Source organism: Corynebacterium sp. HMSC036E10, assembly GCF_001836265.1.
Taxonomy (GTDB): Bacteria; Actinomycetota; Actinomycetes; order Mycobacteriales; family Mycobacteriaceae; genus Corynebacterium; species Corynebacterium coyleae.
In genome coordinates this window covers 135,999-160,133 of sequence record NZ_KV827989.1, presented here as the reverse complement: position 1 = coordinate 160,133, position 24,135 = coordinate 135,999, and the positions used below count along the sequence as shown (strand labels likewise).

The following is a 24,135-nucleotide window of genomic DNA, read 5'->3' as shown; positions in this document are numbered from 1 at the left end:
ATGATGGAGCGCATGACTCAGATCGCCGAAGCACTCGAAGCCATCAAACCCAGCGCCCAAGACGCACTGCAAGACTCCGTTACCTTCTCCCCCATCCGCTGGAAAACCGGCTGGCCCCACCACCTCCGCCGCGTCCCGCCCTTCCGCGACGACGCCACCGCCTCCATCACCCGCGCCGAAGTTTTCTCCTTCGCGTCGGATGTCCGCTCCTCCGACTTCGCGCGCGAGCAGATCATCGACTTCCTCGGCGCCTGCTTTGCCTACATCGCCGGCCAATCCAACCAGGTCATGCAAATGCAGGCGTTTCTGCGCAACAAGGGCAACGCTTCCAAGCTGCTCGGCGCGATCCGCAAGCTTGGCGGGCTGTCGCCTATCGACGCCTACGCCTCCCTGATCGCAACCGGCCTGGCACCGAAGTACGCGTCCGCCGTGGCGTACTTCCTGGCGGGTGAGCAGGACGCTGCTGGTGCTGCCGACGGTGCTGCTGCGCCGGCGATCATTTGCTCCAACCGCGCGCGCCTGGCCGGCCTGGCGAAGGACGCCGACTGGACCGCCGACGAATACAAGGAGTACCTCGACGCATTGACCGCTGCTCGGGACGCTTACGACTCTTCGCTGCCACTGGACGCGGTTGAGTGGGCGTTGCGGGAGTTTGCTCGTCGCGAGGCAAAGTAGCGCTGAGTATTTGGGGGCTGGGGCTCGCGGGGCTTTTACGGGGCTTCTACGGGGCTTGCCTGTCGGAGCCCACGCAGGGGGTATATATGCCGCCCGGCGAGCTTAGGGGCAAACCCGAACTCGCCGGGCTTTGGTATGGCGGCCGGTCTGATACGAAAGCTAACCCTGATCCGCTTGATGGCTATCCACCATCTGGTTCACAGCACGAACGATTCGCAGGAGCACCTCCGGTGCTGTAGACACGTCACATGCTTCTACGATGCGGGCGTGAATACCCGCCTTCTTTATCTGCCGCAGGTTCTTTCCTTTCACTATGTGGTTACTCTCTTCGACAAATTGGTCCCAGTTTTCCAATTCCGCCTCCAAATCATGCCGGAGGATCGCGCATCGATCACCGACATATTCACCGGAACCCCACACATACGACGCAATTTGAGAATCCCCAGTCGTCTTTGCCGCCGTAGAAACGAACTTTTCCACGCCATTCCTCCACGAATCAAGAATTTGGTCGCGCTTTTTCTCGAATTCTTGATTCGACCCGGTTTTGAGTTTCGCGCGTGCCTTCTGACCAGCAACCCCAACATCGCTATCGCCATCACGCACCACATAGCTCGGAACGCCATAGGAATTCAGGATTGAGAAAATCGTAAACAGCGTTTCTGAACCCTCAACATCAATCACGGAAATCCCCGACTCCGGGAGTGTCCTACCGGTTTCTGGGTCTTCCAAAAGTTCCAGAATTGCTTTATCGGTATCTCCTTCAACCAATACGCAGGCCCGTGAGAATAGCCCCTCAATTAGGGCCTTGGAGAAGTACTTGGACAGCTCACCGTCCTTATTTTTCTTCGAATAGTAATCATCCTCCTCTGCGCGAAGCACCGAGGAACCAGTATTTGAAGGCAAAACGCGATAAGTAAACGGCAAGAATGCGGGGTCAACAAAGTAGGGGCTGTGTGTCGCAAACACGAACTGAATACCCGTCGCCGAAGCTGCTCGACGAAAAGCAGATGCCATCATTCGCGCCTGCACGGGGTGCTGATAGACCTCGGGTTCCTCGACGAAAACGATCAAGTTGGGCGCGTAGCCTCCTGGTTCTGTCGAAAGTTCAGCAAGTGCTTGCAGGACAGCGAGGAGCGTTGCCCTCTGAACCCCATGACCGTGGTGCGGCAAGGGCCACTCTGCCCCAAAACGGGACAGTTTAGTTGTCGCGATTGGGTTCGCTTTCGGGGTCCAATCGTCTAATCCAATGTTGATGGACAGTTTTGCGCCTGGCAGGTAATCGCTTAGGTGGTTATTAATCTTTTCGCTTCGCGCCGAAAGTTCACTATCCGTTGAATCTTTCAACCGAGCTTGCAAATCATCAAGTACGTCCTTATGCTCCTCAGACCATTCCGCAATCGCCCCATCAGTAGCGTTCTTCACCACGGCACCAACGAGGAGCTCCATCGCAGACTTTCTATTTGACAGATCAAATTCGCTCGTCAGATCAGGTGCAGCAGGCACAAATACGAAACCTGCATCTTTCGCTAACTTCCCCGTACCGACTGCACCAAAGAAATCGGTCGCGTCCACTTCCTCCCTCGATTGAAGGAGATGCCTGTTGGCCGGATCCATCTCCCATTTATCCATTGCATGCTGGAGTTCTTTTTTATTTACACCTTGAACGTTTCCGCCTAGGAAGTTCGAAAAGTTCGGGTCCGATTCGATTAGCTCGGTTAACCCACTTCGAATTGTCCCGACGTTTGCATCGCGGAACTTCTCAAATCCAGGGAAAACTGTAGGGGAACCCCATAGCTTCGTCTTTTCCGAATCTGATCGCTGTGTACGCTGCAGGGTCATTTCCTCCCCCAACGCGTATTTCCCAAACGCCTGTCGGTCTCCTGCAGTCAGGGAATCAAATGTGACTTTTACGGAGATCTCGGTGGAACGTTCACCATTCGCTTGACAGAAGAAATCGTCAGCAGTCTTGAGATCACCGCTAAACAACCACGCAATTGCATGAAGAATCGAAGATTTTCCACCACCATTCGGTCCGATGAATGTGGTGAGCTTCCCAAACTCGCCCTTGAACTCACGAATCGCTTTGAAGTTTCTAATTTCAACACTCTTGATTTTCACAGGCGCTATTTAACCATTTTTAGATAATCTCCAGCTCGACGAACTACCAGCTCCTGAATGCTCAGTCTTAAGGTTCGCGTGCCGGCTGTTGCGAACGCGTATCTAGTAACACCGTGGTGACTATCCGGTAACACTTGAGCGGGCATCGAGTAACAGTCCGACGGCGGTCGGTCCTGTAGTCGCGCTGACGATTTAGCCTGCAAAACTTCGAACCTCGTTGCTTCCCATCGACGGATAACAAATGACTCCCTTTCCACGCCGAATCGGCCCAAAACAGCCCGCCAAAACGGACTACTTCTCAAACCGATCTGGATTGTCAGCATCAGTAGGGCCAAGTTGTGAGTGCTCTTCGAAATGTAGCCCACTGGCAGCACCATTGAAGCAAACCAACCCGAATCGGCGATCCTGCGGAAGACGGTCTCTACGGCAGCAGAAACGACTTGTTACTCGATCATCACCCGAGTGTTACTGGATACTCACCACGGTGTTACTAAATCCGTGGTCCTAACATGCGAGAGCGGGCAGCCAAGCGCGAACCAGAACCCTCCCTGTCTCCTATTTTGGTAGGGAGCGGTCTTGTCAGCGCTGGCTAGTTCTGGCTTAATGCGAGGGGCAGGGGTGTGAACCCCACTCAGATGTGAGAGGCCGAGCGCGAGAGGTGCGAGTAAACAACTGAGGCCGTTTTCGGGCGACGGCGAGAACCTCATATCTAGCCCCTCACAGCTGGCACGGTCAGATCTAGATCGGACCCCCTCACCTAGATCCACATCTCCTGCCCTCACCGTTTAGGTGATGGTGCCTCTGCCTGTGCGGCCGGTTGGCTCATTCTAGATGCGAGGGACCTCACCCAGTTGTGAAGGGCGGGTGTGAGGGGTCGAATAACCAGCCTGCCCCGTTTTGGCTGATGGCGCAGCCCTCACATCTAAGTCGGGGACACAACCTGCCCTTCACATTTGTCCGGGATCGGGGGGAGTTCCGGGGGTGTGACAGATCGTTCATTGGCGCGAACGACGACCTGGGGAAAGTGACAGATGTTACCCCCTGCTGGAGGTTTGATTTGTCGCAGAATCACGGCCCAGCGAGTTCGGGTTTGAGGCTTAGATCCGAATATCCAGGCGCCGAAGGAACTCGAGCGCACTGATACAGGGCACACCGAACTGTATAGCCACGTCAGGGATCTTTACCTTCTTTATGCTGTTCGGCGCCGACGCCTCATTAGTAACAATGGTCGCGCCGTAGCGATATGCCGACGCCACCAGCCAGGAGTCTGCCACATTGAAGAACTCCGTAGCGGCAGCGTCGCGGTATTTCGGTTGTCTGCCGAACTCCACCCATTCCACGACTTCCTGGTAACAATCGACCTCTTTTTGATCAGGGAAAATTATTTGATCTTGGCGGACATTCTTCTGATACCAGCCATACTCAGGAGCACCCCACGCAGCAAGCTCTTTATCAACCTCATCATGGAAGTGCACACCGTCGGAGAACAACGCAACCTCAAGTTTCTTCCAAAGCGTCGGAAACACAGTATCCGGGTAAAAACTGGCCAAGGTGCCTAGGAAGTTGGTGTCTACCAAATACATCAGCTACACCGCTTTCTGGCTTCGCACCTGGCGTGCATTGACCAGATTCGCGAACGACTCGCTTGAATTGGTTCCTAGGTACCGCGCAGCCTCCCGTTGCGATATCTGACCGTTCACCGCCGCCTGCGTAACCGTGTCAAAGAATCTCCCACCAACCCGGGAACGAACGAGTACGTGGTGCGGCGGCGCCCCCTCACCGGACTTCTCCACTCGCTCTCCAGTGTGCTTCACCAAAGGCAGTACGCGGCGTGCTTCCTCTTGATCAATGAGTCCCAATTCTTCGAGGCGCCAGAGCATGGCTTCCCTACTCAGACCGAAGCGACGGGCGAGTCGTTCGACTTGGTCTTTGGTCGGCATGGTGTCGTCGAAAAGCTTCTGCACTGCAGATGCCGGAGCAATGAGCGCGGACGCAAACTGGTTGCACCACCGCTCCAACTGCACGCCGTCCGTATGATCGGAGACACCCGGTTTTCCGAGCACAACGTGGCCAAGCTCATGTGCGAGGCTGAACAACTGCGCGGTTTTTGCATCCCGAGTGTTGATGAAGACGAGGCAGAAACCATCGTCTTCAATGGTGAATCCACGAAACTCATCGACGCTCAAACGACGCTTCGTTGAACTCTCCACGATCGAATTTCGAGCCACCAACACCCCTGCTTCTTCCATCGCCATCACCAAGGCGCGCACTTTATCCGACCCCGGAAATGGGGCTTCTGCGTCAAAACCGAGATGCTCGCGGATGGACAGCGCGACGTCTTGAGGGTGCTGAGCACTCGAAGCAGAAGCGAAAAAGACCGGAGCTTCGATCCCCTCATCCTTTGCGTAGTCCGAGTACCAAGCCAGACGCTGCTGCGACTTGAGAACAACCTCTTGGAGATCTGGACTCATCGACCCCAACGCAGAATTCCTGACGATCCGGAAATCTGCAACACCAGTGTCCTCTCCGGAAGGCTCCTTAAGCAGCAATCTCCCGAACGGAATCTTCGCCTGGTGAGCCAGCTTCTGCGCCTGACGCAGCGTGGGTTGTGCGTCCCCCTCTAACCAGGAATCGAATTTTGGAAAACGCTTGAGCAACTCATCATCATCCAAACCCGTACGACGAGCGGCCCACTGCAAAACGGAAGGCGTGACCGAAACACGCGGCGTGTTCATCGGCCCACCTCCTTTTCACTCTTTCTGCAAAAACCAAACTCTGCCCAAGACGATACTGCGTAGAGGTTCAGTATGTCACCAAGGGTTGACACGTGACCCAGTTTTAATGTGGCTGGTCGATACTGCCGTTGTACTGGGTGTTTAATGCGGCGCGATGAGTTCGGGTTTGCTCCTAAGCTCACTTTTCGGCCTATTGGTTGAGATACGATGTGCATTAATCGGGTTGGGACTCAAACAGATTGGTGCAGCAGCAATGAACCGTTTCACAGCGACCGTTGAGTACTCATCCGGCTGGTGGGTGGGGCAACTTGAAGAAGACGCTGGCGTCATAGTCCAGGCTCGATCTGTAGAGCAACTTAGAAATGAGTTCCGAGAAGACTCCGACTCTTCCCCGAGCTCACCGCACACCCCGCCACTGCACACATTGAGATTACAGTCGTTGGTGAAGCAGGCGGTGCTGGATCGACCTCCTAGTGGCGCTTCGGGGCGATGCAAAATGTTGCAGGGCCGGGAGCTGCGACCTGCGCGGAGTGTAAAAACCTGCCGGCGAAGGTGCGGGGTTTTACACAAACGAAATAAGTAAAGCGGGGCGTCGGCGGCGGTGCGGGTCGGGGGACAGACCAGCGGCCGACGCAACCGGCAGGGGTGGTGGCTAACGCCCGCGGAAGGCGCGGTCGTTGAGGTCCCTGCGGGCCTGCTCCAACGCAACCAAGTCGGAGAAGAGGGCGTTGTAGGCCTCTTCGTCGTCAGAGGGGCGCATGCGCTGCAGCTGCGCCTTGAGCTGGGCGATCTGCTCGCCGACGCGGGTTTCCTGCAGGCGGGAGAGGACGGAGTCGGCGTATTCGTCGAGGTCGTCGGCGTGGATGGGTTCGACGGCGAGTTCGGAAACAAAGTTGCGCCCGGAAAGGTCGCGCATCTCGCCGGCGACGGCAGCGATCCAGGAGGCACCGCCGTCGGGGGCGGAGTCGGTGGAGCTAGATCCCGCGGGCCCAGCGCCAGCAGCGCCCACGCCGCCAGCGCCCACACCGTCACCCGCGCTGGCGCAGCCGCCGGCGGCGGTGATGGCCTCACGGACCTGCTGGTAAGCATCGTTGGTGAAGGCGTCCGGGTTGATGCCGTCGAAATAGTTGCCGGCCTTCGACGGGTGCTGCAGGGCGATCTTCAAGGCTTCGCGCTGGGGCCACAGCATTGGGTCGTCGGGGCGCGGCGGGATCAGCAACTCCGCCTGGCGGCCGGAGGAGTCAGGACCTGCGGCGGCCTGCCGGGCGGCAAGGGAGACGCGCTGGCGCTTCTCCTTTTTCGGCTTCTTCGCCTCGGCGCGGACCTGTTCCAGGACTTCGTCGGGGTTGGGCCAACCGACCCAGCCGGCGAGACGCCGGGCGTATTCCTGTTGGAGAACTTTGTCGTCGATGGAGGCGACGACGGGGACGGTGCGTCGTAAAGCTTGGACGCGCCCCTCGGCGGAGTCGAGGGAGAAGTTCTTCAGCAGGGACTCGATGACAAACTCGTAGACGGGGATGCGGGAGGCGACGAGGTCTCGAAGCGCGCTGTCGCCCTTCTCCAGACGCAGGTCGCAAGGGTCCATGCCGTCCGGGGCGACGGCGACAAACGACTGGCCGCCGAACTCCGTGTCGGTGTTGTAGGCGCGCATCGCAGCCTTCTGGCCGGCCTCGTCGCCGTCGAAGGTGTAGATCAGTTCGCCGCGGAAGAAATTATCGTCGAGCATCAGGCGGCGGATCAGGCTCATGTGCTCGGAGCCGAACGCGGTACCGCAGGTGGCCACGGCGGTGGTCACGCCGGCGGCATGCATGGCCATGACATCGGTGTAGCCCTCCACCACCACCGTCTGGTGCTGGGTGGCAATGTTGCGCTTCGCCTTATCGATGCCAAAGAGCACCTTCGACTTGTGATACAGCATCGTGTCGGAGGTGTTCATGTACTTGCCCATGGGGTCGTCGTCGAAAAGTTTGCGCGCGCCGAAACCGATCGTGTTCGACGCAGCATCCTTAATCGGCCAAATCAGACGACGGCGAAACTTATCAATTGGCCCGCGCTTGCCCTGGGAGGAAATACCGGCGTCGATGAGTTCCTGGACCTCAAAACCCTTACGCAGCAGGTGCTTCGTCAGCGTGTCCCAACCGTCGGGGGCGTAACCGCACTCGAAATCCATGATCAACTCGCGCGAAAACCCACGGTTGAGCAGGAAATCGCGCGCGACCTTCGCCTCAGGCGTTTCCAACTGCTCGCGGTAAAACTCGTGCGCCGCCTTATTCGCTGCCAGCAGCCGCTGGCGCGTGCCCGGCTTCACATCACGCGCACCCGTAGAACCGCCCTGGTAATTAATGCGGTACCCAATCTGGTCCGCGACCGCCTCCACGGCCTCCGGAAAGGTCAACTGCTCCATCTCCATCAAGAACGAGAACACATCCCCGCCCTTGCCCGTAGAGAAGCAGTGGTAGTACCCGTGAGCAGGGCGAACGTGGAAACTCGGGGTCTTCTCGTCCTTGAACGGACTCAGGCCCTTCAGCGAGTCGTGCCCGGCAGGCTTCAACTGCACATACTCGCCCACAATCTCGTCGAGCGGTGCGCGCTGACGGATAGCCTCAATGTCACTATCCGGAATTCTGCCCCTTGCCATGGCGCTCATCGTAGCGTGTGCAACGATGTGGGCCTATGAAGCGCCCGATTGTCCTGCTGACCTGCCTCGCGTTGAGCAGTTGCGTATCGACGACCCCCTCACCCACCCCGGCACCAACCAGCGCCGTGTCGTCGAGCGCGACCTCCAGCGCGACAGCCTCGGGGCTGCCGGCGTGCGACTCGCTTCCCGACGAAGCCTGGGACACCGTCGACCTCATCGAAGCCGGCGGGCCCTTCCCCTACCCTGCCAACGACGACAAACGCTTCGGCAATTACGAACGCGTCCTCCCCCAGGAGTCCCGCAACTACTACCGCGAGTACACCGTGGACACGCCGGGGCTACGCCACCGCGGGGCGAGGCGCATCGTCACCGGCGGCGACGCTTCCGGCGTCGAGGCCTGGTACTACACCGACGACCACTACGAATCCTTCTGCGAAATGGAGGTCAACTGATGAACCCGATCTTTATCGCCAACCCCGTCCACACGCTTGAGGACCTCGCCCGCGGCATCCTCACCGCCGCCTACGGCCCCAAAGACGCCGCCGACCGTCCCGTGCCCACAAACCTCGACGCGCTCGCCGACCTCCTGCGGGAAACCCAAGTGAAACGGGTGGTGGTGGCTGTCTGGAGGGTGGAGGGGTCGTCGACAAGCAAAATGCGCGCAGTGTTTGAGGACGAAGGGGTCGAATTGGCAGCTTAGGGGCAAACCCGAACTCGGAAATGTCCACTATATTGTGCACGCGAGGGGTTCCCAACGCAGCCGCCAGGCGCGATACTGGCTTGCATGGGGTATGCAGAAATGGCTCACCTTCGGGGGTTGAGAGCAGATTTTGACGAGCAAGCCAACGCGCCCAGCGCGAACCCGCGCTATGTGACGCGGACAACCACCGTCGAGAAAGAATGGTGGCAATCGCTCCCACTGCGCGACCAAATGCTGGTCCGCGGTGCGGGAGTCTCGCGCGACAGTCGCAAAGCGATCCTCCTCGGTCGCTGGGCCGCAGTGCAACACGGCATGTGGATTGGGCCATTCACCGACTGGACCGTCGATGTCGCACTACCGTCCGGAAAACCGCCCGCCAAAAGCAAATGGCCCTATCTGACACGATTCCGCTCAGTGCCCGTGCGTGACGACGAAACCATCACCGCCCACAACATCCGCTACACCGACCGACTCCGTACCTACATCGACCTGTTCCGCTTCGGCACCATCACCGACCAACTCACGGCAACCGATTGGCTCCTGTCGCACTACTCACGCCGCACAGTGCACGATTACATCGACGGGTTCGAAGGTTGCCGGCCCGAGATTCTCAAACGGGCGCACAGAATGGTCGCTGGTGTGACACCGCTGCCCGAGTACCGTTACAGCCTCGCCCGCGCCGTCCTCTCCTCACACCGGATTGACTGTTACCCGGTGTTCCTAAAACCATGGGTCACATCCGGGCCTCTAATTGTCGACTGCGGCGGGATGCGCAACATCGCCATCATCATCGACGACGCCACCGGCTTCGATTCCGACTTCGGTTTCCCCGAAGACACACGCGCCTCCTGGACTTCGCACCACAACTTCCCGACAGTGCGCTGGGACTTCTCAGATCTGTTCTTCAGACCGGACCTTTTCATGAGGGAAGTAGGCCGGGCGCGTAATGCCGTCATATATAAGCACTCGCTGCCAAAGTGGGAGTGGTGAGGCGGTCGCCGGCTGTGTGAGCGCGTTGTGTGGGCGGTGTGTGAGCGCTGTTTGAGCGCGGTGAGGCGACCGCCCTGAGGGGTGAAAGGTGTCCGATTGGCAGCTTAGGGGCAAACCCGAACTCGGATGCGCGGCACGACCACAGTGGACCGCAGTGGAACGCAGTGAAGGCCGGTAGGAATCGCCGTCGGTGCGAGTTCGGGTTTGCCCCTAAGCTCAGTTTTCGCACATGTGCACCCCGGCGGGGGATGTGGCCCGGTGTGGACGCTCCGGGGTGGAGGGGTCGTCGACAAGCAAAATGCGCGCAGTGTTTGAGGATGAAGGGGTCACGCTGGTCGCGTAACCACGCACGCGTCATCTGACGGGTCGAGCCACTCCAACTCTTTGCAATCAACCCCCTCGGCTATAGCAGTCGCAGTTTCCTTCCATGCTGTGAACTCGGCTGCCAGCAGGCTGGGGTCTTCCGAAGTAATCGCTTCTCGAAGGTCACGCGCGCACGCCTCTCGGTCGTCCGGGAAAGCGAGACCATCCACGGAAACGCTCGAGTCATTCGTTCCACGCGATCAAACAAATGCCTTCGCCTTTCGATACAGCTAGAAAAGTTCTACTACGCAAACTTATGCGGTCATCGCGCGGAAGTCGAGGGGTATCAGACATCCCGCTCACGTAAAACAGCGCATAAAAACACCCCAAATGGAAACTTAAAAGTGTGCTGTGTGTCATAATTCGCAAACTGTGAACCACGACACGAATGGAGGACGCCCATGAGCTCGCTCATCCTAGTGCTCGTCGGCCTCGCGATGATGGCCGCCGGCTACCTGCTGTACTCGAAGTTCCTGGGCAAAAAGGTGTACCAACTCTCGGACGCCTACGCCACGCCCGCCCACACCATGGAAGACGGCGTGGACTACGTCCCCACCAACAAATACGTCCTGTGGGGCCACCACTTCACCTCCGTGGCGGGCGCAGCACCGATCATCGGCCCGGCCGTCGCTGTGATTTGGGGTTGGGTACCAGCGTTTCTGTGGGTGACGCTCGGCACGGTGTTCTTTGCGGGGATGCATGACATGGGGGCGCTGTGGGCGTCGCAACGCCACCGCGGACACTCCATTGGCACACTGTCCGGCCGCTACATCGGCGCGCGCGGACGCAACCTGTTCCTCATCGTGATCTTCCTGCTGCTGCTCATGGTCAACACGGCGTTCGCGGTGGTGATCTCTAACCTGCTGATCTCCACCCCAACCGCCGTCATCCCGACCTGGGGCGCGATCCTGGTGGCCCTGCTGATCGGCCAGGCGATCTACCGCTTCAACTGGAACCTGCCGCTGGTGTCGTTCGTGGGCGTCGCCGCGCTCTACGGCCTGATGATTCTCGGCGACCGCATGCCGCTCGCCCTGCCCGAAGTCATGCTGGGCATCCCGGATCGCGGCTGGTGGATCATCTTCCTGTTCCTCTACGCCTTCATCGCCTCGCTGCTGCCGGTGTGGGTGCTGCTGCAGCCGCGTGACTACATCAACGGCCTGCAACTGTTCGTCGGCCTGATCATTCTGTACGGCTCGTTCTTCATCGTCCGCCCGGAAGTTGTCGCCCCGACACTTCGCGACACCGTCCCCGACGGCACCCCCGGCATCTTCCCACTCCTGTTTGTCACCATCGCCTGCGGTGCGATCTCGGGCTTCCATGGCATTGTGTCCTCGGGTACGTCGTCGAAGCAGATCGATAAGGAAACCGACGTGCGCTTCGTCGGCTACTTCGGCGCCGTCGGCGAAGGCCTGCTCGCACTGGGCACCATCGTTGCGACGACCGCCGGATTCAACACCATCACGGATTGGGAAAACGTTTACAACGAATGGAACGCCGGCGGCGTGGACGCCTTCATCCAAGGCGGCGGCGCGCTGATGAACGAAGGCCTGGGCATTCCGCAGTCCCTGTCCGGAACAATCTTGGCGACGATGGCCGTCCTCTTCGCCGCTACCACCATGGACTCCGGTATCCGCCTGCAGCGCTTCGTCGTCACGGAAATCGGCGACCTGATGGGCTTCAAACTTTCCGGCCTTATCGCCACCATCATCGCGGTCGGCTGCGCACTCGGCCTGACGTTCTCCATGGGCATCGACGGCTCCGGCGGCATGCTCATCTGGCCACTGTTCGGCACCACCAACCAACTCATGGCGGGCCTGACCCTGTCCATCGTGGCGATCATGCTGACCAAACTGCGCCGCCCCTCCTGGCCGGTGCTCGTCCCGCTGGTGTTCGTCACCGTCATGTCCCTGTGGGCCGCGGTGCTGCAGGTGCGCACGTTCTACAACTCCGGCAACTGGCTGCTACTCGTCCTCGACGTGATCATCATCTGCTGCGCGATCTGGGTCATCGTCGAAGCGTTCACGGCCATCGCGAAGGCACGCCGCGAGCCCGCAGTGGTCTGGCGTGACGACGAAACCATGCCCGGCGAACACGCTGCCGATGCTGCCGATGCTCGAGCGCTTTAAAGCCTTCGCGGCCGGCCTGGACGAGTTCTACAAGGCACCTTATCGTCGAGAATTTGCCCGCGCCGCCCGCGAAGAAGACGACCTGTTTACGCTGCTCGTCGCCTCCGAAACGCTCGGCATCCCCAACCCCGCCTCCTTTTACACCCTCGAGCTCATGCCATTGCTTTACGACGAATTCCACGCCTGGCACACCCGCATGGGCATGTCCCACTCCCCCTTGGACGGCGTGCGATGCTGCTAGAAACCGCACCCGTGATGTTCTTCGGCGGCAAAGGCGGCGTGGGAAAAACCACCGTGTCGGCCGCCACCGCGGTGCGCCTCGCCGAAACTGGCCGGCGCGTGCTGCTGGTGTCCACCGACCCGGCGCACAACCTCGGCCACATCTGGTCGGTGTCGCTCTCCGACACGCCGACCGAACTCGAACCCGGCTTGAGCGTCGTCGAACTCGACCCCGCCACCACCACCGAACGCCACCTCGCCGAAGTCGAGCAGTCCATGCGGGCAATGATGCCGGAGCGCATGCACCCCGAAATCCGCCGCCACCTGGACCTGTCACGCAACTCCCCAGGCATGCACGAAGCGGCGATGCTGGAACGCGTGGCGGAACTTGTGGACACGCAAGGCGTCGACCACATCATTTTCGACACCGCCCCCTCCGGCCACACCTCCCGCCTGCTCGCCCTGCCCGAGTTGATGGCGGCATACACCGGCGGGCTGATGCAACGGCGCGAACAGTCCGACAAGTTCTCCCGCGCCCTGCGTGGCCTCGGCGGCGCGGACGAGGACCCGGTGCAGCGCCGCAACCAGCAGATCCGTACCACATTGTTGCGCCGCCGCCGCAAGTTTGAGCGCCTGCGCGACATCCTCACCGACCCGGCCGCCTGCACGTTCACCATCGTGCTCACCGCCGAGCGGCTCCCGGTACTCGAGAGCACCGAACTTTACGACGACCTCACCCACCACCACATCCGCGTCTCCGGCCTCGTCGTCAATCGCCGCAGCCCCGCCGGCACTGCTGGGGCTGGCGCTGGCTCGAGCGCTGGCGAGTTCTTGGCCGCCCGGCGCGCCGTGGAAGACGAAGCGCTTGCCCTTCTGGACGCGAAACTGCCCAACGTGCCGCGCGTGGAACTGCCGTGGCTGCCCGGGGAGATCGGCACCCGCGCCGCGCTCGCCGACATCGCCGCGCGCCTGTAGCCTCCCCGAGCCCCGCTCCGAGGAGTGGAAGGTGTCCGATTGGCAGCTTAGGGGCAAACCCGAACTCGCTTCGAAGCCCTTTTTCATCTGGCCAGCTGAGTTCGGGTTTGCTCCTAAGCTCACTTTTCGCCGTATTCCACCTCGGCGCGGTATAGGCTCACTCGCAATATCTGCGAGCGAGAGGAGCCCCAATGTGCCGTCCCGTCCACTGCACAACCTGCGGCAAGACGCAACGGCCGCGGGACTAGTAGAAGCCCTCGAAGGCGCTGGCTTTCTTCGCGGTGCGCTCGAGGCGAGACTCGGTCATGGAGGCGATTTGGTCGATGATCACGCGCTCGCGCTCGGCGTCGGTGTCGGCCGCTTCGAACCAGGCACGGAACATCGTGTCCAGGGTGCCCGGGGCGCCGGCGCGCAGGTACTCGTGGACGCGGTAGATGCGGTCGCGCTGGCGGTCCTGGCGCGCAAGATGGGCGGGCACGTCCATGACGTAGAGCACCGCAACGGTTTTCAGCAGGCGGACTTCGGCCTCGACGCCTGGCGGGACGATGAGGCGGCCGTGCTGGCGGCCCATCACGCCCGAGGCACCCGCAGCGCTCGCAGCGCCCGGGGCTGCAGCAGCGCCCGAGGCACCCGCAGTGCCAGCGCCCGCAGCGTTCCCCTCGAGGGTCGCCTTGGTCACGCCGCCGATGTAGCGCCCCACCAACTGCGACGTCAGCCCCTTCAGACCGACCCAGGAGGACAGAGTGTAGTCGAAGTCGGCGGCGGCTGCGATGGCGGGAAGGGCGCGGAGGCGGTCGGCGGCGTCGACGAGTGAGTCGGCGTCGCCACCAAAGGCGGCGGCGCCCTTCTCAGCGAGGGCGGCGAGTTCGACGAAGTCCCACAGCACCTGCAGGGAGACGCGCCCGGAGACAATGCCGTCTTCGACGTCGTGGACGGAGTAGGCGATGTCGTCGGAAAAGTCCATCACCTGCGCCTCCATCGGCGGCATGTTGTCTGTGTGGCCTTCGCGCGCCCACGCAAGCACCTCAGCATCCTCGTCGTAGGCGGAGTACTTGCGGTTCAGGGTGCCGTCGGGGTTGGTGCGGGTCACGGGGTATTTCACGGCGGCATCTAAGGAGGCGCGGGTGAGGTTGAGGCCGTAAGAGTGGTCGTCGATAAGCACTTTGGGCTCAAGGCGCGACAGGATGCGCAACGTCTGCGCATTGCCCTCGAAGCCGTCGGGCGCGACCTCGTTGAGCGCGACTTCGCCGTTGTGACCGTAGGGCGGGTGGCCGATGTCGTGGGTGAGGCCAGCCATCTCGCAAAGGTCGGGGTTTAAGCCGAGGCCCTCGCCGATGCCGCGCGAAATCTGGGCGACCTCCAGCGAGTGCGTCAGGCGCGTGCGCGGAGTGTCACCGTCGCGCGGGCCAACAACCTGGGTCTTGTCTGCTAATCGACGAAGCGCCGCCGAATGCAACACACGGGCCCGGTCACGCGCAAACGCACCCCGCGAATCCGGCGCGAGCTGCGCCCCCTTCGGACCCTCGGCGGTGCGGCGTTTCGTATCGTCGGCGTTATAGGCGTACACGAAGCGCTACCCTAGTCGCATGACTAGCCGTTACCTTCGCGTCCTCGCCGTCGGCGGCATGCTGTTTCTCGCAGCGCCCGCCTCAGGTTTTGCCGAAACGCCCGCGCTTGCGCAAGGCGTGGCCACGGAAACCACCGTCCAGCCAGGGCTTTTAACCAAGCCTGTGACCGACGACGCCGGCGTGCTCACCGACGGCGAGCGCGCCGAGATTGAACAGGCGATCCAGCAGGTCAGCCAGTCGCAAGGCAAATCGGTGCGTGTGGTGTTCCTGCGTACCTTTGGCGACATCAGCCCGTCCGACTGGGTCGACCAGGCCGTCGCCGCGAACGGTTCCAACACCGCCGTGCTGGTGATTTCCCCCGACGAGCGCGCCTACAACGTCGGCGGTGGCGAAGAATGGACCCAGGCCGAGATCGACCGGATGAACGACGCCGCCTACGCGCAGCTAAGCCAGCACAATTGGTCGCAGGCGGCGCTGAATGCGGTTGAGTCGGTGGGTGGATCGTCGTCAAGCAACGGTGACGGCGTGGGCTGGGTCGCAGGCGGCCTCGGTGTCGCGGCGCTCGCCGGCGGCGGCATGTACGCGGCAACACGCAAGGGCTCGCGCAAGCAGCAGGCGAAGCAGATCGCGTCTGCGAAGGCGCTCGACCCGGCGGATACCGATTCGCTCGGCCGCCTGCCCACCTCGACGCTGGAGGAGGTCGCACGCGACGCGCTCGTGTCCGCCGACGAGTCGATCACCCAGGGCAAGGAAGAGCTGAAACTGGCCACCTCCGAGTTCGGCGCCGAGCGTGTCCGCCCGTTCACCTCCGCCATGAACGAGGCCACCCGCACCCTGCAGCGCGCGTTTTCCACCCACCAAAAACTTTACGACGCCATCCCCGAAACCGAACCCGAAAAACGCGCCATGCTGGTCGACATCATCTCGTCGTCAGGCAAGGCTGAGCAGGCACTTCGCGACAAAACCGCCGAGTTCAACGACATGCGCGGCGTCCTCATGCGCGCCCCCGACGAAGTGGACAAGATCCTCGCCCGCACCGTGGACATCCGCGCGCGCCTCGAGCCCGCCCGCGCCACCCTTGCGCAACTGCGCGAGACACACGCGGCGGAGATGTTGTCGTCGATCGTGGACAACGTCGATGTTGCGCAGGCCTCCCTCGACGAAGCCGAGAAGGCACTTAACGACGCCCGCACCCTCGCCGCCCAGCCCGCCGGCCGCCAAGGCGCGCTGCTGGACACGCTTGCCGCCGCGTCGCACGCCGTGGAGGTCTCCGACACCAACCTCAACGCGATCGAACACGCCGAAGACAACATCCGGGCGGCGAAAACCAATTTGCCAGCGCTTATCGACGAAATCCGCACCGAACTCCGCGACATCGAAACCGTCAAGGGCGCCCGCGAGCAGGGCGCGCGTATCGACGTCGCCTCTTTGGACGCCGTCTCCGCCAAGGCCCAACACATGCTCGACGCAATGGGCACCCGCGCCGACACCGACCCGCTTGCCCTCTACGAGGAACTGGCGAATATGGACGCCGAAATCGACGACGCCCTCGACCGTGCCCGCGGCGTCGCCGGCGACCAAGCCCGCGCGCTGCAACTGTTCGACCAACAAATGCAGGTCTGCACCGCGCAGATCCAGCGCGCTGAGGACCTGATCCGCTCGCGTGGCCGCATCATCGGCTCGCACGCACGTACGTTGCTCGCCGAGGCTAAGCGCCAGCACGCCCAAGCGATCCAGCTGCGTGTGCGCGATACGCGTACAGCTATCGACGCCGCCCGCACCGCCACCGACACCGCACGCCGCGCCGAGCAGGCCGCTAACGACGACATCCGTCGCTACCAAGCGGCCCGCAACCGCGAAACCGCCGACTCCCTGGCCAGGGCGGTGCTGTGGGGCACGCTGCTCTCCGGTGGTGGAGGCGGCGGAGGTAGCTTCGGGGGAGGCGGCGGCTTTGGAGGTGGTGGCGGCGGGGGCTTCTCCGGCGGGCGCCCCTCCAACCGCGGCGGCACGTTCTAGGCCGCGCGACTGGGTTGGTCGCGCGGGTCTGGCGCTGTGCCGGCGCTAGATGCGGGTGCGGCGCGTCGGCGTGTCCACGAAGGTCAACGCCCACGTCATGAAGACAAGATCCTCCATAGGCAGGTCGGCCTCGGCCGCAGCGTCGACATCCGCTTTAATGTCGACGTGGAGGTCACCCGAAGCCTTGCCGCGGGTGATGGCGACGAGGATGCCTGCGGCGTCGCGGATCTCGCGGTGCAGGCCAGAACGGTTCAGGGTGTAGCGGCGCCCGTCGCAATCCGCGGTGTAGCGCGCCACCGTAAACCCAGCCTTGCGCAGAACATACTCCCCGCCCGTATCCGCATCGACGGCCTTAAACCGGCGCGCGCTCCCGGCGGTGATGCGCAGCACCGCGCTCGGGTGTGCCCCACCGACGGTGATGGTGTCGGCGGTGGCGGTGGCGCGGGTGCGGGAGTCGTCGAGAAGCGTGGCGCCCTGCCAAATCACAGCAACGCCACCACAACGATGAACAGCGACAAGAACACCAAAGTGCTGATCAGCGCGGTCGAATTGACCATCTTGCGGGCCTCAAGCACCTCGCGGGTCAACCACGCAAGGCCGGCAACCTGGGTGGGCGGCAGGTCGGTCTCGCCCTCGAACTCGAGGATCGCCTTGCGCACACCGTTATGGTCCTGGGTGAACTGGGCAACCTTCTCGCCGCTCGCATCCTCGACCACCCAGTTCTTGGAGGTCTCCGGGACGAACGCGTAGGCGTGGCCCTCGATGACCAGGTCGATGCGCTTCGCGCGCTTCAAACTGTTCGACGTGCGCACGATCTCCTCGCCGCGGCGCGTCGCCACCGCACCCGATTCGGGGTGCGACACCAACTGCCACTCGTCGCCGCCCACAACGGCGTGGTCGTGCGAGAACACACCCAACACCTCGGGTCCGGCCTCCGCGAGCAACTTCGGCGCGTCGCGGTCCGTGCGATCCCAGCTGACGTAGTGCATTAGCAGCCGATCAGGCGGGCGGCCAGGTAGGCCTCCAGCTCGTCGAGAGGCACGCGCTCCTGCTCCATCGTGTCGCGCTCGCGAACGGTCACAGCGTTGTCCTCGAGGGTGTCAAAGTCGTAGGTCACGCAGAACGGGGTGCCGGTCTCGTCCTGACGACGGTAACGACGACCAATCGCACCCGACGTGTCAAAGTCCACGTTCCAGTACTGGCGCAGCTTGGTGGCCAGCTCCTCGGCGGGGCCGGCGAGTTCCGGCTTCTTCGACAGTGGCAGCACGGCAACCTTCACCGGCGCGAGGCGACGGTCCAGGCGCAGCACGACGCGGGTGTCGGTGCCGCCCTTGGCGTTGGGTGCTTCTTCTTCATCGTAGGCGTCGATAAGAAATGCCATCATGGCGCGGCCCAGGCCAGCGGCCGGCTCGATGCAGTACGGGATCCAACGCTCCTCGTTCTGCTGGTCGTAGTACGACAGGTCCTCGCCGGACGCCTCGGAGTGGGTCTTCAGGTCATAGTCCGTACGGTTGGCCACACCCTCGAGTTCGCCCCACTTGGAGCCGGTGAAGCCGAACGCGTACTCGATGTCCACGGTGCGCTTGGAGTAGTGCGACAGCTTCTCCTGCGGGTGCTCGTACAGGCGCAGGTTCTCCGGGTTGATGCCCAAGTCGACGTACCAGTTGAAGCGGTTTTCAATCCAGTACTCGTGCCACGTCTCGTCCTCGCCTGGCTTGACGAAGAATTCCATCTCCATTTGCTCGAACTCGCGGGTGCGGAAGATGAAGTTGCCCGGGGTGATTTCGTTGCGGAACGACTTACCAATGTTGGCGATGCCGAACGGCGGCTTGAGGCGCGCGGACGTCATCACGTTTTTGAAGTTAACGAAGATGCCCTGCGCGGTCTCCGGGCGCAGGTAGTGCAGGCCTTCCTTGTCGTCGACGGGGCCGAGGTAGGTCTTCATCAGGCCGGAGAATTCCTTCGGCTCGGTCCAGTTGCCAGGCTGGCCGGTCTCCGGGTCGTTGATGTCGGCGAGCCCGTTTGCTGGCGGGTGGCCGTGCTTCTCCTCGTACGCTTCGATCAGGTGGTCGGCGCGGTAGCGCTTGTTGGTGTAGAGCGACTCGACGAGCGGGTCGGTGAACACCTCGACGTGGCCGGAGGCCTCCCACACGCGGGTGGGCAGAATGATGGAGGTGTCGACGCCGACGGTGTCGGGGCGGGAGGTCACCATGTGCTTCCACCACTGGCGCTTGAGATTTTCTTTCAGCTCGACGCCGAGTGGGCCGTAGTCCCACGCGGAGCGTGTTCCGCCGTAAATCTCACCTGCGGGGTACACCAAACCACGGCGTTTGCAGAGGTTGACGACGGTTTCGATCTTGGATGCGGGCATCACAATCTCCTGCGTGTAATACGGTTGCCAAAATACGTCGATCAGTCTAGCCGTTTCACTTTGCGACGACACAGACGACCCTTTGGACATAAGTCCCACCTTTACGCCTGCTTCGAGTAAACTGTGTGACAACTGTGTAGGACTGTCGTCGAAAGGGGCCGCCCATGCGTGACGACCTTCGCTTTTCGCCGGAGGAGTTAGACCACACTGCCGCACTGATCCGAGTGCTGGATTCGGAGATGCGTCTTCGGATTTTGCTGCTGCTGCACGATTCACAGCGCGCGGTCCATGAGTTGGTGGGGATTTTGGGGAAGTCGCAGCCGCTGGTGTCGCAGCATTTGCGGGTGCTTCGCGACGAAGGCCTAGTCGCCGCCAAACGCTGCGGCCGCGAAGTCGCCTACGAACTTGCCAACCCCACCGTGATCCGGATTATCCACGCGCTCGTAGACCATGCCTGCGAGTTCTACGCGCCGGCCGCTGACACAACCCGGCGCACGTCGGTGCCGGGCCAGGACTAGCCCGAATCAGCACTAGGCAAGATCCGGCTAGGCCTCGTCCCAGTCGAGCGCCATCCCGGCTAAGCTGGCCCGGTATGAAACACCGCCCACACAGCACGCGACCCGTCCCGAAGCTTGGCCCGAGGATGACTAAGCAGCGCGCGGCGGTCGTCGATACGCTGCGCGGCTTAGACAAATTCGCCTCCGCACAGACCATCCACGAGATCCTCACCGACAACGGCGAATCCGTGGGGCTGACCACTGTCTACCGCACCCTGCAATCACTCGCGGAGGTCGACGCGGTGGACGTGCTGTACTCCCCCGAGGGCGAAACGCTCTACCGCGACTGCCTCGCCGACCACCACCACCATCACCTACTGTGCTCCAAATGCGGCCGCAGCGAGGAAATCGAAGGCGGCCCGGTGGAAAAATGGGCCGAGGTGATGGCGAAGCACTACGGCTACGAACTCGTCGGCCACGACGCCGAAATCTACGGCGTGTGCCGCGACTGCCAGGCCAAACGCTAGCTATCGAACTTATCTACCGCGCCGCCAAAGCGCCGGTCGCGCTTCGCGTACTCCAGCACCGCATCCCACAAGTCCTGCTTCGTAAAATCCGGGAACAACACGTCCTGGTACACCATCTCCGCGTAGGCCGACTGCCACAGCAGGAAGTTTGAGGTGCGCTGCTCCCCCGACGGGCGCAAGAACAGGTCCACGTCCGGCATGTCGGCGCGATACAGGTAGCGCTGGATGGTTTTTTCGTCGACGTGGCGCACGTTGTCGTCGATAAGCGCCTGCACTGCGTCGGTGAGCTCGGCGCGACCGCCATAATTCACGCACATCGCAAGGGTGAGCCCCGTGTTGTGCTTCGTGAGCTCCTCAGCGACCTCAAGCTCCTCAATCACGCTGCCCCACAGCTTCGGGCGGCGCCCACACCACACCACGCGCACGTTCTTCTCATGCAACTCGTCACGCTGGCGGCGCAACACGTCGCGGGTGAAGTTCATCAAAAAATGCACCTCGGAAGGGCTGCGCTTCCAATTCTCCGTAGAAAACGCGTAGGCGGACAGCCACTCCACCCCACCAAGTTCGATGCAGGCGTCGACGGCGTCCATGAGCTTTTCCTCGCCCACCTTGTGCCCCTCCGTGCGCTTCAAGCCCCGTTGCTGCGCCCAACGGCCGTTGCCGTCCATCACCAGTGCGATGTGTTTCGGGATGAACTTCTTGTCAATCTTCGGTGCGCCCATGGGCGTTAATTATGCCTGCTCCATGATCTTCAGACTCTTCAGCCCGGCCTCAAGGTTGTGCTGCACGTGCGCCACGGTCGCGCGGTGAATCTGCGCAACGCGTATCGACGACACCCCGTACCCACCCCGCAACAACCACATATCGTGCAACGTCTCCGGATCCACGTCCATGGATCCGGTGGGCCGGCAGTTGTTGCACACCGCCCCGCCGACGGTGGCGTTGAACGCCTTGTGTGGGCCCGGGGCCTGGCAGTTCGCGCAGTTAAACAGGCTTAAACCCCAGCCGGCGTGCTCGGTGGCCTTGAGCACGAACGTGTCGAGCACCAGCGTCGGGTGCTGGTCGGTCTGCAGGTTGGTCAGCGCCTCCTGCACGAGCGCGAACAGTTCCGGGTCCCCCTGGTCGTAGGAAAGCTTCTCGGCGACCTCCATGACGGCGCAGGCGGCGGCGTAGCGGTCGAAGTCGTCGATAATGCGGGCGCCGTAGTAGGTGACGGTGTCTGCGCCGGTGATCGTCGATAAGCCTCTGCCCGGATACACCTGCACATCCACATCCACGAACGGCTGCAGGCGCGAGCCGAAGCGGCTTTTCACCTTGCGCACGCCCTTCGCCACCCCGCGCACCAGGCCGTGGTTGCGGGTCAGCAGGACGATGACACGATCCCCCTCACCGAAATCGTAAGTGCGCACCACAAAGGCGCGATCGCGCCACGACGGCCTAGAAGCCAAGTCGGCCCAACGCCTTCGGATCCTGCTGCCAGTTCTTCAGGATTTTCACGCGCACGTCCAAGTAGATGTTCTGGCCAACCAGGTCGATGATCTGCTTGCGCGCACGGTGCACAATGCCGCTTAAGCGCCGCCCGTCCGGGCCTTCGATGATGCGCTTTTGGCCCGGGCGCTCCAGGTAGAGCACCGCGTAGATCATGGTGCGCTCCGGGTTGTTCGGGTCCGGGTACATTTCGTCGATTTGTACGGCGACGGAGTGCGGGAGCTCGTCGCGAAGACCGCGCAGCGCCTCCTCACGGATCAACTCGGCGATACGCGTCTCCACATCCTCATCCGTGGTGTGGCCCTCCGGGTAAAAACGCGGACCTTCCGGCAGATGCTCGATCAGGATGTCCAACAGCGTGTCCGTCTGCACACCCGCGGTTGCGGAGACCGGCACAACCTCACAGTCAGGCCCGAGCAGGTCGTGCAGCTCGAGCAGGCGCTCGCCGACAGTGTCCTTACCGGTCTTGTCCAGTTTGGTCACGATGCCCACGATCGGCGTGTTCGGCTTCGTTTTGCGGATCTCGTCGAGGATGAAGCGATCACCGGGTCCGATCTTCTCGTCCGCCGGCACGGTAAAGCCGATCACGTCGACGTCCGCGAAGGTGTCCTTCACCACGTCGTTGAGCCGCTCGCCCAGCAGCGTGCGCGGGCGGTGAATCCCCGGCGTGTCCACCACAATGACCTGCGCACCGTCACGGTTGATCACGCCGCGGATCGGGTGGCGCGTGGTTTCCGGCTGGTCGGCCATGATGGCGATCTTCTCCCCCACCAGCGCGTTGGTCAGCGTGGATTTGCCGGTGTTCGGCCGCCCGACGAAGCTGACAAAGCCCGACTTGAACCCTTCCGGCGTGTTTGTGAAACCGCCGTGAGCGATCGCGTCTTCTGGCAGGTTGTCCGGGAAATCAATCATGGTGCGCATCCTACCGTTGTGGATAACTTTTTCGGTGGTGTGGGAGTTATCCACAGATTTTTTGTGGGGTCTTGTGGGGGTTGCGGTGGGTTTCTAGCGTCGGGTGCATGGATTTTTTGGAGTTTTGTCAAGCGGGCGTGGGGATGCTCGCCGGGTTCTCGCGGGAGGCCGCAGTTGCCGCTGGCTTATCGACGACACGAGCGCGCGACCTCGCCCGCGTCTTCGACACGTACTATGGCCCGACCAAGTTCACCCGCAAGCAGGCTGATGCGCTGGAGTTGGCGGAGGGGTTGCCGATCGACCAGTTGGTGCTCATCGAGAAGAAGTTGGTTGCGGTGGCGTCGGCTGCTGAGCGGTGGCGCATCCGGTTGGATCTGGTGCGGCATCGTGGTTCGTTTCGCTCGCTGTCGAAGCGCATCAGCAGGCTTATCGACGCCCCCGTGACCGCCCCCAAACCCTCCTGCCGGTTCACCCGCTCGCGTGAGGGCATGCGTACCATGACGCTGACGTACAACGAGCGCGATCTGGCCGACTTGGAGCACACGCTGCGTTCCATGATCGATGAGGATCGGCCGGCTGCGGAGCAGATGGCCGGCTCACTGTTCCGCCTGTTGCGCGAGGGCGGCGGGGTGCCGCGCGCGGCGCTGCGGCCGATGATTTTGGTGCCGATCCAGGCCTACACCCGCATCATGGACGGCTGCGGCGACGACGTCGAACTTGTACTTACCGACGGCACCACGATGACCGGCGCCGAGTTTCTCACCCGTGAGTTCGGCGACGTGCTCGAGGTGGCCGCCTTCCACCCGCAGAAAGGTGCGGTGAACCTGTACCGGACGCAGCGGCTGGCGAATGGGAAGCAGCGGACGATGTCGAAGTTGATGTCGCCAAGGTGTGCCTTTCCCGACTGCCGACATTCCGCTGAAACCACCCAAACCCACCACATGCACGCCTGGAAACACGGCGGGATGACCAACATGAACAACCTGGCGCAACTGTGCGCCTACCACAACGGGGTCAACGACGACGACCGGTGGCGGGCGATCCGTGGGCACATCGACAACCCGAACGGGCGCATCTGCTGGATCGCACCCAACGGGACCGAAGTACCCACCGTCACCGGCGCGATGGAGCTGCTGTTCGACTAATCGATTCACCCGGCCCCGAAAACGCGAAAAACCCGCCCGGGTGAGCGGGTGACGCGGTGTGCCTGAAACCGG

Annotated in this window: 22 protein-coding genes; 11 read left to right on the top strand and 11 right to left on the bottom strand. The window is 62.0% G+C overall.

Features of this window, described 5'->3' with window-relative positions:
• Window positions 1-12 precede the first annotated feature (12 nt).
• On the top strand, window positions 13-675 hold the full coding sequence (locus tag HMPREF2736_RS09120; RefSeq protein WP_070829470.1) for an 8-oxoguanine DNA glycosylase OGG fold protein: 663 nt from the start codon (window positions 13-15) through the stop codon (window positions 673-675).
• A 159-nt stretch (window positions 676-834) separates the two neighbouring features.
• On the opposite strand, the gene HMPREF2736_RS09115 is transcribed toward HMPREF2736_RS09120, so the two are convergent.
• The 4 genes from HMPREF2736_RS09115 to dnaG all read right to left on the bottom strand — a co-directional run bounded on the left by HMPREF2736_RS09115 (window position 835) and on the right by dnaG (window position 8,166).
• Window positions 835-2,793 carry an ATP-dependent nuclease gene (locus HMPREF2736_RS09115; RefSeq protein WP_070829441.1) on the bottom strand — a complete coding sequence of 653 codons (1,959 nt, stop codon included), beginning with the start codon at window positions 2,791-2,793 and terminating at the stop codon, window positions 835-837.
• Between the two features lie 1,097 nt (window positions 2,794-3,890).
• Window positions 3,891-4,376, bottom strand: a complete 486-nt coding sequence (locus HMPREF2736_RS09110) for a DUF4411 family protein (protein WP_070829440.1) — start codon at window positions 4,374-4,376, stop codon at window positions 3,891-3,893.
• 3 nt (window positions 4,377-4,379) lie between these two features.
• Window positions 4,380-5,528 (bottom strand): ImmA/IrrE family metallo-endopeptidase, encoded by a 1,149-nt coding sequence (locus tag HMPREF2736_RS09105; protein WP_070829439.1) that lies wholly within the window; start codon window positions 5,526-5,528, stop codon window positions 4,380-4,382.
• Between the two features lie 652 nt (window positions 5,529-6,180).
• Window positions 6,181-8,166: a DNA primase gene (dnaG, locus tag HMPREF2736_RS09100; protein ID WP_070829438.1), complete on the bottom strand. Its 1,986-nt coding sequence runs from the start codon at window positions 8,164-8,166 to the stop codon at window positions 6,181-6,183.
• Window positions 8,167-8,201: 35 nt separating this feature from the next.
• Between dnaG and HMPREF2736_RS09095 the strand changes: the two genes are divergently transcribed.
• The 6 genes from HMPREF2736_RS09095 (at window position 8,202) to HMPREF2736_RS09070 (ending at window position 13,539) form a co-directional block, all read left to right on the top strand.
• Window positions 8,202-8,618, top strand: a complete 417-nt coding sequence (locus HMPREF2736_RS09095; RefSeq protein ID WP_070829437.1) for a guanyl-specific ribonuclease — start codon at window positions 8,202-8,204, stop codon at window positions 8,616-8,618.
• On the top strand, window positions 8,618-8,866 hold the full coding sequence (locus HMPREF2736_RS09090; RefSeq protein WP_070453521.1) for a hypothetical protein: 249 nt from the start codon (window positions 8,618-8,620) through the stop codon (window positions 8,864-8,866). The genes HMPREF2736_RS09095 and HMPREF2736_RS09090 overlap by 1 nt, the downstream gene beginning before the upstream one ends.
• 117 nt (window positions 8,867-8,983) lie before the next feature.
• Window positions 8,984-9,856 carry a hypothetical protein gene (locus HMPREF2736_RS09085; protein ID WP_141750613.1) on the top strand — a complete coding sequence of 291 codons (873 nt, stop codon included), beginning with the start codon at window positions 8,984-8,986 and terminating at the stop codon, window positions 9,854-9,856.
• A gap of 764 nt (window positions 9,857-10,620) precedes the next feature.
• Window positions 10,621-12,345: a carbon starvation CstA family protein gene (locus HMPREF2736_RS09080; RefSeq protein WP_070829436.1), complete on the top strand. Its 1,725-nt coding sequence runs from the start codon at window positions 10,621-10,623 to the stop codon at window positions 12,343-12,345.
• The gene (locus HMPREF2736_RS09075; protein ID WP_070421363.1) at window positions 12,329-12,586 is read left to right on the top strand and encodes a cory-CC-star protein; all 258 of its coding nucleotides are present in this window, start codon (window positions 12,329-12,331) and stop codon (window positions 12,584-12,586) included. The genes HMPREF2736_RS09080 and HMPREF2736_RS09075 overlap by 17 nt, the downstream gene beginning before the upstream one ends.
• Window positions 12,577-13,539, top strand: a complete 963-nt coding sequence (locus HMPREF2736_RS09070) for an ArsA family ATPase (protein ID WP_070829435.1) — start codon at window positions 12,577-12,579, stop codon at window positions 13,537-13,539. The genes HMPREF2736_RS09075 and HMPREF2736_RS09070 overlap by 10 nt, the downstream gene beginning before the upstream one ends.
• A 244-nt stretch (window positions 13,540-13,783) precedes the next feature.
• Here HMPREF2736_RS09070 and HMPREF2736_RS09065 read toward each other — a convergent pair whose 3' ends face one another.
• Window positions 13,784-15,106, bottom strand: coding sequence for a deoxyguanosinetriphosphate triphosphohydrolase (locus HMPREF2736_RS09065; RefSeq protein ID WP_070829434.1), 1,323 nt, complete (start codon window positions 15,104-15,106; stop codon window positions 13,784-13,786).
• A gap of 19 nt (window positions 15,107-15,125) precedes the next feature.
• Here HMPREF2736_RS09065 and HMPREF2736_RS09060 point away from each other — a divergent pair, with 19 nt between their 5' ends.
• Window positions 15,126-17,123 carry a TPM domain-containing protein gene (locus HMPREF2736_RS09060; RefSeq protein WP_070829433.1) on the top strand — a complete coding sequence of 666 codons (1,998 nt, stop codon included), beginning with the start codon at window positions 15,126-15,128 and terminating at the stop codon, window positions 17,121-17,123.
• Window positions 17,124-17,168: 45 nt separating this feature from the next.
• On the opposite strand, the gene HMPREF2736_RS09055 is transcribed toward HMPREF2736_RS09060, so the two are convergent.
• Genes HMPREF2736_RS09055 through HMPREF2736_RS09045 form a run of 3 tightly spaced genes read right to left on the bottom strand, consistent with a single transcriptional unit; the run spans window position 17,169 to window position 19,494 of the window.
• Window positions 17,169-17,609: a hypothetical protein gene (locus HMPREF2736_RS09055; RefSeq protein WP_070829432.1), complete on the bottom strand. Its 441-nt coding sequence runs from the start codon at window positions 17,607-17,609 to the stop codon at window positions 17,169-17,171.
• On the bottom strand, window positions 17,606-18,112 hold the full coding sequence (locus HMPREF2736_RS09050) for a hypothetical protein (RefSeq protein WP_070613970.1): 507 nt from the start codon (window positions 18,110-18,112) through the stop codon (window positions 17,606-17,608). Before HMPREF2736_RS09050 ends, HMPREF2736_RS09055 begins: the two co-directional genes overlap by 4 nt.
• The gene (locus tag HMPREF2736_RS09045) at window positions 18,112-19,494 is read right to left on the bottom strand and encodes a glycine--tRNA ligase (RefSeq protein ID WP_070421399.1); all 1,383 of its coding nucleotides are present in this window, start codon (window positions 19,492-19,494) and stop codon (window positions 18,112-18,114) included. The genes HMPREF2736_RS09050 and HMPREF2736_RS09045 overlap by 1 nt, the downstream gene beginning before the upstream one ends.
• Window positions 19,495-19,658: 164 nt before the next feature.
• Between HMPREF2736_RS09045 and HMPREF2736_RS09040 the strand changes: the two genes are divergently transcribed.
• Window positions 19,659-20,012, top strand: coding sequence for an ArsR/SmtB family transcription factor (locus tag HMPREF2736_RS09040; protein ID WP_070453541.1), 354 nt, complete (start codon window positions 19,659-19,661; stop codon window positions 20,010-20,012).
• A 125-nt stretch (window positions 20,013-20,137) separates the two neighbouring features.
• On the top strand, window positions 20,138-20,518 hold the full coding sequence (locus HMPREF2736_RS09035) for a Fur family transcriptional regulator (protein ID WP_246822131.1): 381 nt from the start codon (window positions 20,138-20,140) through the stop codon (window positions 20,516-20,518).
• Here HMPREF2736_RS09035 and HMPREF2736_RS09030 read toward each other — a convergent pair.
• Genes HMPREF2736_RS09030 through era form a run of 3 tightly spaced genes read right to left on the bottom strand, consistent with a single transcriptional unit; the run spans window position 20,515 to window position 22,918 of the window.
• A complete protein-coding gene (locus HMPREF2736_RS09030) occupies window positions 20,515-21,240 on the bottom strand; it encodes an isoprenyl transferase (RefSeq protein WP_070569577.1) in 726 nt (241 codons plus the stop codon). The two genes, HMPREF2736_RS09035 and HMPREF2736_RS09030, sit on opposite strands and share 4 nt — an antisense overlap.
• 9 nt (window positions 21,241-21,249) lie before the next feature.
• Window positions 21,250-21,966, bottom strand: a complete 717-nt coding sequence (recO, locus tag HMPREF2736_RS09025) for a DNA repair protein RecO (RefSeq protein ID WP_070829430.1) — start codon at window positions 21,964-21,966, stop codon at window positions 21,250-21,252.
• Complete coding sequence (gene era / locus HMPREF2736_RS09020) at window positions 21,956-22,918, bottom strand: GTPase Era (RefSeq protein WP_210399455.1); 963 nt, start codon at window positions 22,916-22,918, stop codon at window positions 21,956-21,958. Before era ends, recO begins: the two co-directional genes overlap by 11 nt.
• Window positions 22,919-23,025: 107 nt before the next feature.
• On the opposite strand from era, the gene HMPREF2736_RS09015 reads away from it, so the two are divergent.
• The gene (locus HMPREF2736_RS09015) at window positions 23,026-24,063 is read left to right on the top strand and encodes an HNH endonuclease signature motif containing protein (protein WP_141761625.1); all 1,038 of its coding nucleotides are present in this window, start codon (window positions 23,026-23,028) and stop codon (window positions 24,061-24,063) included.
• Window positions 24,064-24,135: the final 72 nt, after the last annotated feature.